Source organism: Clostridium sp., from assembly GCF_036642255.1.
GTDB lineage: Bacteria > Bacillota > Clostridia > Clostridiales > Clostridiaceae > Clostridium_J.
Genome location: NZ_JAVWDJ010000003.1, coordinates 14,961 through 28,544 on the forward strand (window position 1 = coordinate 14,961; position 13,584 = coordinate 28,544).

A 13,584-nucleotide genomic window follows, 5' to 3' on the forward strand; every position below is an offset into this window, starting at 1 on the left:
GCTTGGCATAAAAATCAATAACAAAGAAAAAAGCACTAGAATCACTAATGCTCCTTCTTATAACTATTCTTCCCTTATATGTGAGTTTAATTCACCTAGGCATTGTGGACCATTAAGCACTTTCCCTATGCTCTTTACGCCTTAATAATCTCCCCCTGATTACAAATTCCATTAACAAAGTAAAACTTGTATAATATCTTAGGAATATCTTTCTAACACGCAACAATTTCCTTAATCATAAACTCTTTCCCACCTAAAAGCTCCCAAACCTCACTTTGACAACTTGGACATTTGCTATTATGTTCAATAAGATTAAAAACTTTATTACACTTTTTACAAATCCCATTCCCAGGTAATATCTCAATTTTTAATTCCGTGTCTTCTAGCAAGGTTCCCTCCACTGCAGCTGGATAACAAGCTTCAATATATCTTGGAATCATGGAAGACAGCTCCCCAATTTGAAGCACCAAAGTCTCAATTTTTGTTAATCCATTTTTTAATGCTATGTTTTCTACAGTTTTGATAACTTCTATCACAACTCCTAATTCATGCAAAAAAAATCACCTCTTTTGAAATGAAAGTTCAAACACGGAAAAGCCATACTTTCCCGTGTTCTATTTATGAACTTTGCAATTTTTTTATTTTATTATTACTTATATTAATTATTTTACCTTTGTTACTCTTTAGCCTTTTCAATTCTTTATCATCACTTATTTTTGCAACTTCTATTAATAAGGCTTGGTACTTCTTACTCACACTATTTTTTACTAAAACTTCTTTATTGCTTTTATTATTTTTTTACTGTATATTGATGAATTACTATTATTATTCTTTTATTAAGATTTGTTTCCTTAAATCTATTATTCTTTTTCAAAAATAGCTTTGAATAATTTTACTGGCTTTTTCACTGCAATTCTCACCTTACGTTTTAAAGCATGTTTTATAATACCAGACTTCATACGATTAAATTCTGGATTTTCTTTATCATACACTCTTACTAGTTTAATTGCATCATATTTGCATTTTGTAGTACAAGCCCCGCAGCCTACACAAAGGAATTCATCCACAACTGTAGCACCACAGCTAAGGCAACGTTCTGTTTCCTTCTTAACCTGCTCTTCTGTAAAGGTAGTACGTAAATCCCTGAAAGTTTCTTTTGATTTATTTCCATCAATATGGCTAACCTGTTCCCTTGAAGCATAATCATAGCCCCCTAGTTCAAGATTATCTTTATCAAGACTTCGATAATCTCTTCTTATACGGCCTATGGTTAAACTTTGTCCTGTATGAACGTAGCGGTGGATTGAAATTGCACCTTCTTTGCCTAGTGCAATAGCATCTATAGCAAATTTGGGTCCTGTTAAGGCATCTCCACCAGCAAACACATCGCACTCTCCTGTTTGCAAAGTAAGAGGATCAGCCTTCACAGTGTTGTTTCGGTTCAATTCTATTTTGGAGTTTTGTAATAGACTGCCCCAATCCATTCCTTGCCCTACTGAAATCAGCACATTATTTGCCTTCACTATCTTAATATCATTTTCATCAAATTTAGGATTAAACTTCCCATTGTCATCGAAGACAGAAACACATTTTTTGAATTCTACCCCTGTAACGATACCGTTTTCCACAAGAATTCTCTTAGGACCCCATGAATTATTTATGCTAATATCCTCTGATAAAGCCTCTTCAATTTCTTCTTGTAGAGCTGGCATTTCTTCTCGACTTTCTAAGCAATACATATCTACCTTAGAAGCACCAATTCTTTCAGCGGTTCTAGCCACATCAATGGCAACATTTCCTCCACCTATTACAATAGTTTCTCCTTGTAATTTCAACTCTTCCCCTAGATTTACTCTTCGCAGAAAATCTACCCCAGTGATAACCCCTTGTGCATCTTCACCTTCAATGCCAAGCTTTCTGCCACTTTGAGCACCTATTGCCAAATAAAACGCCTCAAAGCCTTGTGCTCTTAAATCATTTAGACTTATATCTTTTCCAACTTCAACCCCTGTGCTAAACTGAACTCCCATTTCTTTCAAAATTTGAATTTCTGCATTAACTACTTCTTTTTCTAATCTGAAGGAAGGGATTCCAAGAGTAAGCATACCACCAAGAGCCTTTTGTTTTTCAAACACTGATACTTTATAACCGTCAATAGCTAAATAAAAAGCGCAGGAAAGTCCAGAAGGACCAGCACCAATCACCGCAATTTTATTTCCGTATTCATGTCTTTTTTTAGGCACATATCTAATGTCCTTGTTCAAATCCTGCTGTGCAATGAATTTCTTGATATCATCGATAGCAATAGGATCATCAATATCACCTCTAGTACAAGCTGATTCACACTTTCTTGGGCAAATACGTCCACATACTGCTGGGAAAGGATTTTCCTTTTTGATAAGTTCAAGGGCTTCAGTATATCTTTCTTGAGCTGCAAGCTTTATATAACCCTGAATACCAATGTGTGCAGGACATTCTGCTTTACAAGGACTTGTTCCTGTATCCACTACAACTTTTCTGTTAGTGCGATAATCTGGATTCCATTTTTCTGGACCCCACTCTGTATCGTGAGGAAGCTCTCTCTTCTTCTCTTTAATAGGAGTTTTTGTACAGATTTTTTGTCCTAGTTTCAAGGCACCAGTTGGGCAATTTTCAACACATTCTCCACAAGCAACACATTTATCTTTATCTACCTGAGAAACATAATTTGAACGCACCATATCAGGATTTATGAACATATTTGCAATTCTTAAAGCAAAGCATGAACAACCACAACAATTACAAATGGCGTGGGTTTTTCCTGGACCATCGGTATTAGGAATACTATGCATCAAACCATTTTCTTCTGCTCTTTTAATAATTTCAAAGGCTTCTTCTCGAGTTATCTCTCTGCCTCTACCTGTACGAATATAATATTCAGCAGCATGGCCAAGTTGAATACACATATCTTCCTTCAAGTGGCCGCAGCCTTCTCCCATAACTTCTCTTGAAGTACGACAGGAGCAATCAGACACTGAAAAAATAGTATTTTCATTGAGATACTTGGAAACTTCTTCATAGGAAGCTCTTCTAGTTTCACCTTGAATAGCTTGTTCGATAGGAATAACACGCATAGGGCCTGAGCCTACTGGTACATTTCCTGTGGCCTTAGGACCTCTTAATTTTCCATAGTCATCAAAAGCCTTACCAATTTGCGGATACTTTTTAACATTCTCTTTATGATTAACCATCATTTCCATATGTCCTGGCACCCAAATTTCATGCCAATATTTATCCACACCATCAATTTTATTAACAAAGGCAGCTCCTGCCATTGCTAATTCCCATAAAAGCTCTGATGTTCTTTCTTCAGATTTGCCACATAGTGCAGCAATTTCTTTTGCACTATGTGGTATTCTTAATTCTAGGAAGAGTGCCACCTCTGCCATTTCTTCTGTAACAACAGGTTCCAAAATCTTATACTCCGGATTTTCCGGCTTAATTTCTGATTTTGAACCACGCTTTGTCCTACTAATCTTGTTCGCAAGATCTAAAACTTTTTCTTTTACCATTTATATTTGCCCCCCAAATAATGTTTCACTATGGCTTTATTTACTGTTCCAGTTTTTCACTTCAGTACGTATCCAATCCATCCACTCATCCATTCCTTCTCCCTTTTTAGCAGAGATTGGAATAACCTTGATATTAGGATTTAATTTTTTTACTCGTTGTTTCACTGCTTCTAAGTCAAAATCAAAAATACCTATTGTATCCATCTTGTTAATTAGCAAAATATCCACGATGGAAAACATTAAAGGATATTTTAAAGGCTTGTCATCTCCCTCTGGTACACTTAAAATCATGGCATTTTTTGATGACCCAGTATCAAATTCTGCTGGGCATACCAAGTTCCCTACATTTTCTAAAATCACAAAATCAATGCCTTCTGTTCCTAGACCTTGTAGCCCTTGTTTAGTCATATCTGCGTCTAGATGACACATACCCCCTGTATGTAATTGGATAACCTTTGCACCCGTCTTCGAAACAGTATGAGCATCCACATCTGAGTCAATATCCGCTTCTAAAACCCCAATGTTCATTTCCTTCTTCAAAGCTTCAATGGTTCTTAAAACAGTTGTGGTCTTACCAGACCCTGGGGATGACATCAAATTCAATAAAAAGGTCTTCTCTTTTTTTAGTTCTTCCCTAAGCAAATCTGCTTGATGATTGTTGTCCTCAAAAACACTTTGCTTAATCTCAAGAATTTTATAGTTATCCATATAATCTTTCCCTCCAGTTTATCTTGAATTTTATTCTTTCTCTTGAAAGATAAAAAACAGCTTTTAATCTTTTAGTTTTGTATAGTAATATAAATTCATTGTTATTTTTTTGACACTTCATTACATATTTAAAGGGATCCAAAATCAATTTAAACTTTTATGAACTTACCATGATTTCCTTAAGAATTTTAGGTACTGATATAATGATTTTTTAATTTTGAATCCCTTTTAATTAACTTATCTTCTGAAAGCACCTTAACTTTCTCATATTTATTTAGACCTGTGCAAAGCTTTCTCCATATGAATTCTAGCTTCTGCTAACTACCTTTATTCTCTTAAGCTTCTAGCCCATTGCATAATGACCTTTTAACATGGAGCCTTTTTTTAGAAACTTATATTCTGCAAGTTCCTTACCTCTTGATATTTATATAAGTCTCTTCAAAGCTTCCTCTCATATGAATTCCACTTTGTGCTAATTATCTTTGTTCTCTTAGACTTCTAGCTGCTTGTATAATGACCTTTTAACTTGGATCCACTTTTTACTAACTTATATTCTGCAAGGTCTTTAACCTCTTGATATTTATATAAGTCTGTGTAAAGCTCCCCTCGATATGGATTTCTCTTTGTCTTCATTATCTTATAGATCATATAAGCAAATACTGCAATATTAGCAAGTAATGCAGCAAAACTAAAGGCGAAAAGAGGCACAGGATTATAAGATGATGCCACTGCAAATGCACCCTTATCAATAAATGCAGGGAATGTTTGTGCAAACATGCACCATAGTGCTAGGGTTTGTGCGCGATGCTGTAACCATGCTCCTTTTCCCACTGTAAAAGCACAAAGAGTTGGTGCCAAAAGTAATGCAAAACCGCAATACCAAGCATGTCCTGGTAAACAGTTATAAGTATAAGCAAAGTTCCAAAGATCATAAGCTATAATCCAAAACCATAGCATATCAGGCCACAACATGTCTCTGCTTCCATCCTTTGCGGTTTTCTTTCTTATACATATTCCTACCCATCCGGTGATAGTTATGATATTTAAAATACCAGCTATACCATTCATGAAATTCCATGAACCACCAAGTACATACATAGCATCATCCGCTAAGATTCCTCCACCTTGATATAACATACCAACTTGAAAATCACGAGCTACTGCTTCTAATATATTTATAGCAAGGATTAGAGGTGGGAAACATAATGCCCATTTCATTTCAGACATTCTCCATTCCTTACCTGTTAATTTGTTTTTACCCTTAACATGCCTGATGCACCAAAAACCGATACATCCTGCAGTGGAAGAATAAACTTTTGCTAAATGGAACCAGTCTGTGTAGGTGGTATCTCTTAGTACTGTGAACCATACTGTTGAAAGTATTATTGGCAAAATAACAAAACAAAAAAAACCGGCATGTTTCCATCTGCGAGTTATTTCGTTTAAGCCAAAGAGTATTGCAAAAACTAGTATCCAAACACCCCAAACGTTAAATACTGTTGCCCCTTCAGCATAATTAAAAACAAACATAAATTAACCCCCTTATTTTTATAAATCTAATATTGTTTTTAATTTAATTATACAATTTTTGTTAAAATACTCACAATAGACACATAGCCCAAAGTGTCTGGTTGCAGGCATTTAAACGTTCTCTCATAATAAAAAAACTACAGAGTGGACTTTTATAGTTTGTCTTCTCTGTAGAATACCTTTTAACCCTAGCTAGGTTTTATTATTTAATTTTAAATTTAGAAACAACTCCTTTTAAAGAATTAAATATTACTGAAGTTGTTTCTCTCATTTAAATTGGCTTATCATAATGCTTTTGTGTCATACTCTACAAAAGCAACAACTGAACGAGGAATACTTCCAGTTATCATTAGTAAAAGCTTTCTAAGAATAACTTGGGGCTCTTCTTTCATCCCCTCACTTACCCAGTCCAACATTAACCCATTAAAAATATGTCTATAAAAATTAACAATAAAGAGTAAATCTTTATCCTGTAATTTCAACCCTGCATTACTAGCACATTCATTAACCACATTGTTCAGCAGCATATTTGAGAAATCTGCAAAGTATAGTTTAGCATCATTCCAATAAGAAGAATTGTATATATGCAAAATCATTTTTGAATTTTTCTTGAAATAATTCATTGTGGCTAGAAAGCCACCTTCCCAGGTTTCAAAGGTTCTGTTTTGTGCAATTTCTAGCGATAATTCTTCAAAAATTATAAAACTTAGGATGTCTACAATATCTCTGAAGTAGTAGTAAAAGGTCTGTCGGTTTACACCACATAATGTGCATATTTCTTTTACAGTAACCTTATCCATAGACTTTTTACTTAATAATTCCTTAAATGAATTGATTATTGCAGGCTTAGCGCATTGTTTCATAAATATATCCCCCATTATTTAAATAGACCATTTTATTTATCCCCAATATATATCAACTGAATTTCCTTAGTCTCCCTCAACATTGCTTTTAAACTTTTGAAAATTTGTTAAAATTTATACTTTCTAGTTCTATTATATAATATTTATAGAGTTTACTGTAATAAAAAATTATATCTTCTAACCTGAAGATTTCTATGCTTCATCCAGAATCATTGCAAATAAAAAACGTATTAGATTTCTCCAATACGTTTTTATTCATTATTACCTTTTTTCATTTATTCTCTTTTTTATTTTTTTTATTCTAAAATTGTAGGCTAAATACGGCATAAAATTAAAGGTAAATACAAAAATATTAATTATTGATAATCCAAGGAGAATCAGAAACATAGGTCTTGCAACCTTTATGGAAACATTTGATAAATACATCAGTATTATAGCTACTATTGCAGAATAAAGTGTTCCTTTTCCTGTGCGATTTTTCATGCTTGTGTATTTATCTATTTCTGATTCATAATCACTATAAATTGGTTTAGTTCCAGCTTGTGCTGAAAAAATGTGCATTTGTTTTTCTATAGAAATAACAAGTTTCCATCCTGCTTCTTCAAATATACTAAAATATTCCTCTGTAGCCTCTGTTTGATAGTCTAAGGTATATACAATGTCTTGAGGCTTATCTTTTTTTAATTTATAAAAAAGACCTCCCACTATATCTTCAAGAATCCAACCTTTACTTGCATAATTGTTTAACTTTTTCATATCATTTTCTTCACTAAAAGCAAGTCCGCTAATCATTACATATTTGCTTCCCATAAATATCCCCCCCTACTTCAATCCAAAAAATTTTCAGCAAATTTTATCATCCTTTTTTTACGCTCAATCTCTTTTATAAGCATATCTCGCCCTTTATTTGTAATCTTGTATACTTTTTTATTTTCATCTGTGTCAGAATATAACTCCACCAAATCTGCACTTAAAAGCTTTTTTAATGTTGTATAAAGTGATGCCGGCCCCATACTAACTTCATTATTAGTATAGTTCTCAATAGTTTTCATAATTAGGTATCCGTGCTTTTCCTCAATAACACTAGATAAAATATAAAAAGCAGAATCTGTTAGCTCCCCAATATCAATAGAATCTTTTCTTGCCATGAAAATCTCCTTCCTATTCATATATATATCATTTAATGATATATCATTAAATATAGTATATCATTAAATGATATACATGTCAAATGTTTACATATTCCTTTTTTATTTATATATCTTGTAAAAAAAACACTCACAAGGAAGGCTCCTACTGTAGCCATCCCTATGGGTGTTATCCAAACTCCTCAAATATTCTACTATTTCAACTTGACATTAAGTAACATTTTTCATATATTATAGGTTAGGTTTTAAGTGTCCTCATTTTAAATTAACATGAATCTTCAGGTCTTCTTAGCTCTTTTTCTTTTGTAATTATCCCTTGATCGTATCTTTCTATTTTATAATCTAAACGCTCTATAGTTTTCTTCATATCTTCCATTTTTTCCACTAACTGCTTTCGCTGTTCAGTTAATAGTTCTTTTCTTGCATTAATGGTTTCATCACCCTGTTGAAACAGCGCAACATAATCAATTAATACTTCAATAGGAAGACCTGCACTTCTCATGCATTTGATAAATTCAATCCATCTACAGTCTTCTTCAGTATAGTCCCTTATTCCATTCTTATTACGATTTACTCCAGGAATAAGTCCAATGCGCTCATAATAACGTAATGTATCCGCTGTAAGTTCATATTTTTTGCTCACTTCTGCAATGGTCATATAGCCTCACCTCCAAATATTTAATATTAAAATCCTTAGAATTTACTAATGTGAACAGCAATCTTATGGAAGTCTCTGATCTATATAGATTTTTACTTTCCAAATAGTTTAACTGCCTGTTTCATTTTATTAATAATATCCACACCAAACGGACAGTTTTTCATACATAAACCACATTCTATGCACTGATTTCCGTGATTTTCTAGTAGGTCATAATGATTCTTTAAGGTTTCAGGAACATCCTCTTGAATTAATGCTAGATCTAGATATTTATTTACTGAGGCAATATCTATTTTTTTCGAACATGGAGCACAATGTCCACAATACATACAATGGCCACTAAATGAACTTCTTGGGGCATTTGCAAGGACTTCACTATAATCTTTTTCTTTATTACTGGAAGTAGTATAGGCTGCTGCTGCAAGTACTTGTTCCTTATTAAATACTCCAACCATTACGGAAGAAACTGCAGGTCTAGTTAAGCAGTAGTGTAAACATTGCACTGGAGTAAGCGCCTTTTCAAAGGGTGATTGTTTATCACTTAGTAGCACCCCAGCAGCATATCCTTTCATAACAGTTAAGGCAACACCAGCATTTTCACAACTTCGATATAAATTATCACGTTTTGGGTCAATACCTTCATAAGTTCTGTGTTTAAAGGTGCTTTCTTCAAATAGTGAGTATACATCCTCAGTGGCTGGCAGCATATCATAAGCAGCATTGATACTAAACAGAATCACATCTATTAATCCTGTGTCTACTGCTCTGAAAGCAATGTCTGTATTATGGGTTGACATCCCTAAGGACTTAATAATGCCTTTTTCTTTTAAACCTTTTGCATATATAAATATCTCTCCATTAAAAATGTTATCAAAATCTTTATCATCATCAATGTAATGAAGCATACCTACATCCACATATTCTAGCTGCATTCTAGCTAAAAAGTCTTCAAAAGCACACACAACTTCATTAAAATCCCTGGTGCGTCTATATTGTCCATTATCCCAGGTGGAACATAGATGTCCTTCAATAACAAAACTTCTTCGAGGATATTTACTTAATGCCTTGCCAACATTACTTCTAACTTCCGGATTTGAATTATATATATCAATAAAATTAATACCTTCTTTAATTGCACAATCAATAATTTCTTCACATTGTTCATAATTCTTATTTTCAAATCCCTCACCGCCAATACCAATGGCACTTACTTTTATTCCTGTTCTTCCTAAGATTCGATATTCCATATGATGAACCTCCTAACTTTACCAACCTATTTTTTCAAAGTCTTCCTTGGTGATATTTTTACATCCTTGGCTTTCATTCTAGCACTTGGAGTTAACTCCAAGTCAAGAACTTTTTAATAGAAGAGCTATTAATTTAAAAGTCAATATTATTAAGATAACAAAAAAGCCATGTGATCATTCACATGGCTTTTTCTCCTCTTATCTCAACTTGTGAATAGTAAAACATATTAATATACAGGTATTTTACTACTTCTTTTCACCTTTAATAGAAACCCCAATTCCTGTTGCACCATCATTATTTTTAGCCTTTTCTAAAAGACTTACAAGCTGCCCACTCTCAATATCTTTTGGCGTAACCCCATATACCATTACATCTATCCCATCTTTGCTGGAATATAATCCATACTTCGTGAAATTGCAATTATTGTTTACAAAGGCCTTGTGGGCACCAGTTAAAATCTTTGCAATACTTTCTATTGTGTTATCACTTAAATCCAGTTGAATTGTAACCTCAGGATCCAAAGGTAATGTTTTATCAAATTTCATATCCAGTTCAACAATATTTTTAGCATTTTCCATATCAGCTTTATTATACAAAACCATGGTATTGTTATTTTCATATCCAAGTTCTTTTGAAACGATGTCTTTTGTAATAATAGAATATTCTTTTGAAAATCTATCTAAGGTATTAAACCTACTCTCTACAAAGTACTCATAGTCATCCCTCTGCACCTTACCGCCTCGATAATATATCTCAAATTTAGTATCAATACTTGTTTTAGATTCAGCCATGGCTGCATAGGAAGAAGTTTTAAAGTTGTATTTTGCTTTTTCTATTTCAAGATCCAAAGTGGAGTACTTTTGATTCACATATTGCTTTATAGCCCTATTGGCCATCATTGCTGATATTGGATTTCCAACAAAAGAATTGGTAATAAAGATTATGCCGGAGATAAGTGCTATGGCTACTACCCCTGCAAGTATTTTTAATAATGACTTTTTCTTACTTTTCACTGTGTTCTACCTCTCTTTCTTCAATGCATATTTTAAAAGCATTGTAATAATAACTCCTACACCAACGAGTGAGGCATAAATTATACTGTAGAATAATCCGTAATATAGGTATCCCCATTGAAATCCATTTGAAGCAATACCCACAATTGTTTGCCATAGATAGGATAGTAGAAAAACTCCAAGGGATGCCAAGTACCATTTTCTTTTAAGTGTAAATAAAGAAATACCCCCAACTATTGGCATTATGATAAAATTATAAAACATACTCATGGAATTTGACAGTGCAACACCAATAATGGCACCTGCCATAAGAATACTAAGCTGAGTGATAAAAATACTGCGTTTCATAGCAGAAATTATTTTTTCATCTTTTATTTGTGACTGTTCTATGGTGACCTCTTCAAAAGTTTCTAATTCAGCCTTACAACTGTCACAGTTTTTAATATGGTCCTTAACTATTGAATTGCTATCATCACTTGCAATACCATCCTTTACAAGTGGTATTAAGTCGAGAATTACCTCACAAGATATATTCAACTTAATCCCTCCTTTTCTAAAATTTCTTTAATCCATTTTTTGGTACGAAAATCAATAACCCTAGCTGAGCTTTCTGATATATCCACTTTCTGGGCAATTTCTCCATAACTATAGCCTTCTACTCGCATATTTATTATTTTTTGAGTTCGCGCATCTTTTTTCAATAATAAACTTTTTATTCTAGCTACTGTTTCTTTTGTAATAAGGCCTTCATCTATGCTATTAGATACATATATATTCAAAAGATCATTATATTCCACTGTATTTCTTTCTTTTCTCATTTTTTGAAGCCATAAATTTCTAGCTATAGAAAAAAGCCAGGTTTTCACGGAAGATTCTCCTTTGAAGTTTTTAATAGATGCTATGGCATTTACAAAGGTCTCTGATAGCAAATCTTCTGAAAGGGTAGGATTATGGGTAAGTGACAGAAGATACACGTACACATCCTGCTTATAAAGTATATATAAATCCTCTATTTTCTTCACTTAAATCCCCCTTTCATATAATTAGTCGCATTTTTTACTAAAACGTTACACACTTTATGAAAAAAAATTAGCGTTCTTAGAAATCAAGTACGCTAATAAAGTGGTAAAACTAGCTCCAATAATCCTGGTTCTCTCCACTTGGAACTAAATCATTATTTATTTTTATTTTATTTTTTATTTTTGTTCTTATTTTTGTTTTTATTTTTATTTTGATATGTGTTTTTATTTGTATTTGCACTAGTATTAATTTTAGTGTTAGACTTCTTATCTACTTTATCTGTAATTTTTGAAATTAAAAGTTTTGCTAGAAGATAAGCAATTACAAAGATTACAAGACTTATGCCCATATCCACCGAAAGAATCTTTTCCGTATTAAGACCTATATAATTACTCACATTATCTTCAACAACAAAGGCAATAAAAAATGGTATAACTTCAAGGACATAATTGATTACTTTATTATTTTTCACAACATTCTCCTCCCTACAATATGTAGTTTCTATTTTTACTTCATTTCTTCTAAGGCCATAAAACCCTTCATACTAACTGAAACTTTCCTTATATTTTCCTATATTATAACAAAGGTAAGCCCAAATAACATCTATATTATTATCAATTTATTGTCTTGCCTCTTTATCTTTAAAGTATCCCAAACAGGATGAATCCAACGGTATTTATTGCAAAGTTGGCAAACATATGCACCATCCATGAGGAATATATATTTTCATTTTTCTCATTTAAAAAGTTAAAAATAATTCCTCCTACTATGAGTCCTATCATCACTAATAAAAAAGTAACAATGGAAAACCATCCAATCATCATTGCAACATGATACAATGCAAAAGCCATAGAACTAATACTATAAGCAAAGTACCTAGAAGTAAATCTTTTTAAGGATAAAAAAGCAAATCCTCTAAAGAAGAATTCTTCAAGAAGGGAATTAACGAAAGATATATACAAAGAAACAAATACAAAATTATCTTTACTTACACCCACATTATTTTGCAATGAAGTTGTAATTTGAGACAAATCAAATACCTTTCTAAGGGAGAAATAAGCACCCAATATTACACTGAAAACGCCAATGCCCAGTATCATTGAAATAAAAAAAACTCTTTTCTCAAAAGAAAACAATTTTTTTAAGGACATATTTTTAGCGTAATAAGAATATGCCAAAGGACATCCTAAAAATAAAACAATTTTAATTATTGATTTAACAGCATAACTTGGCCTTATTACAGCATCAACAATCCCCATGATAGTGCAACATATCACCACTATAGCTATAATCACACCTAATTGAGCAGACTTGTTTTTTATTACATTTTCATTCATGTTCATATAATTCCCCCCCATTAAATAATGAACAAATTCGTTTTGATAAGCATCTCTGTAATGAGCTTTAACTTAAACAAAGCTGCCTTTGATATAACAAAGAATCCTTTATTTCAAAGTTTAATTTTCACATAGCACTTCAATTTAAAAGGATTAGATAATTCTCCTTTAAAATGTGGTTAAAGTACCTGAAATATAATAATAATTTCCAATTTTATTATACCACAAATAAAAAACGTATTAGATTTCTCCAATACGTTTTATTTGTACAATAAATTCTCCAGTAGCCCCATATAGCACATGTGATGCTGAATCTAATGATTATTTATATGTGAACTAAGTAATATCACCCCCATTATAGTAATATTGCTGATTTTTCAATACCCATTTAAGGGCATCTTGGAAGGACAAGTGTCCCAACTTAAACTAGTCTAAGGCTTAACCAAGAATAAGATGGTAGTCATGTTCAAAATGCTACATTTTCATTGTAGTCAAATCTCCTTCCAAA

At 32.6% G+C, this 13,584-nt stretch carries 14 protein-coding genes; all 14 read right to left on the minus strand.

All coding sequences use genetic code 11. The annotated features are described in order from the left end of the window. Nucleotides 1-212: 212 nt before the first annotated feature. The 14 genes from RR409_RS01925 to RR409_RS01990 all read right to left on the minus strand — a co-directional run bounded on the left by RR409_RS01925 (nt 213) and on the right by RR409_RS01990 (nt 13,082). Nucleotides 213-554: a hydrogenase maturation nickel metallochaperone HypA gene (locus tag RR409_RS01925; RefSeq protein ID WP_332556033.1), complete on the minus strand. Its 342-nt coding sequence runs from the start codon at nt 552-554 to the stop codon at nt 213-215. Between the two features lie 306 nt (nt 555-860). Continuing rightward, nucleotides 861-3,551, minus strand: coding sequence for an FAD-dependent oxidoreductase (locus tag RR409_RS01930; RefSeq protein WP_332556034.1), 2,691 nt, complete (start codon nt 3,549-3,551; stop codon nt 861-863). 36 nt (nt 3,552-3,587) lie between these two features. Continuing rightward, the gene (gene hypB / locus RR409_RS01935; RefSeq protein ID WP_332556035.1) at nt 3,588-4,259 is read right to left on the minus strand and encodes a hydrogenase nickel incorporation protein HypB; all 672 of its coding nucleotides are present in this window, start codon (nt 4,257-4,259) and stop codon (nt 3,588-3,590) included. 498 nt (nt 4,260-4,757) lie between these two features. Next, complete coding sequence (locus RR409_RS01940) at nt 4,758-5,789, minus strand: DUF5692 family protein (protein WP_332556036.1); 1,032 nt, start codon at nt 5,787-5,789, stop codon at nt 4,758-4,760. A 284-nt stretch (nt 5,790-6,073) separates the two neighbouring features. Then, nucleotides 6,074-6,652 carry a TetR/AcrR family transcriptional regulator C-terminal domain-containing protein gene (locus RR409_RS01945; RefSeq protein WP_332556037.1) on the minus strand — a complete coding sequence of 193 codons (579 nt, stop codon included), beginning with the start codon at nt 6,650-6,652 and terminating at the stop codon, nt 6,074-6,076. Nucleotides 6,653-6,913: 261 nt separating this feature from the next. Further along, the gene (locus RR409_RS01950; RefSeq protein ID WP_332556038.1) at nt 6,914-7,462 is read right to left on the minus strand and encodes a DUF2812 domain-containing protein; all 549 of its coding nucleotides are present in this window, start codon (nt 7,460-7,462) and stop codon (nt 6,914-6,916) included. 17 nt (nt 7,463-7,479) lie between these two features. Beyond that, complete coding sequence (locus tag RR409_RS01955) at nt 7,480-7,800, minus strand: PadR family transcriptional regulator (protein ID WP_332556039.1); 321 nt, start codon at nt 7,798-7,800, stop codon at nt 7,480-7,482. A gap of 265 nt (nt 7,801-8,065) precedes the next feature. Then, complete coding sequence (locus RR409_RS01960) at nt 8,066-8,458, minus strand: MerR family transcriptional regulator (protein ID WP_332556040.1); 393 nt, start codon at nt 8,456-8,458, stop codon at nt 8,066-8,068. A 92-nt stretch (nt 8,459-8,550) separates the two neighbouring features. Further along, nucleotides 8,551-9,705, minus strand: coding sequence for an aldo/keto reductase (locus tag RR409_RS01965; protein ID WP_332556041.1), 1,155 nt, complete (start codon nt 9,703-9,705; stop codon nt 8,551-8,553). Nucleotides 9,706-9,951: 246 nt separating this feature from the next. Next, on the minus strand, nt 9,952-10,719 hold the full coding sequence (locus tag RR409_RS01970; RefSeq protein WP_332556042.1) for a hypothetical protein: 768 nt from the start codon (nt 10,717-10,719) through the stop codon (nt 9,952-9,954). A 6-nt stretch (nt 10,720-10,725) separates the two neighbouring features. Next, nucleotides 10,726-11,256: a zf-HC2 domain-containing protein gene (locus tag RR409_RS01975; RefSeq protein WP_332556043.1), complete on the minus strand. Its 531-nt coding sequence runs from the start codon at nt 11,254-11,256 to the stop codon at nt 10,726-10,728. Then, nucleotides 11,253-11,741: an RNA polymerase sigma factor gene (locus RR409_RS01980; RefSeq protein WP_332556044.1), complete on the minus strand. Its 489-nt coding sequence runs from the start codon at nt 11,739-11,741 to the stop codon at nt 11,253-11,255. The genes RR409_RS01975 and RR409_RS01980 overlap by 4 nt, the downstream gene beginning before the upstream one ends. Nucleotides 11,742-11,908: 167 nt before the next feature. Further along, nucleotides 11,909-12,211, minus strand: a complete 303-nt coding sequence (locus RR409_RS01985; protein ID WP_332556045.1) for a hypothetical protein — start codon at nt 12,209-12,211, stop codon at nt 11,909-11,911. Between the two features lie 169 nt (nt 12,212-12,380). Then, on the minus strand, nt 12,381-13,082 hold the full coding sequence (locus RR409_RS01990) for a CPBP family intramembrane glutamic endopeptidase (RefSeq protein ID WP_332556046.1): 702 nt from the start codon (nt 13,080-13,082) through the stop codon (nt 12,381-12,383). Nucleotides 13,083-13,584 lie beyond the last annotated feature (502 nt).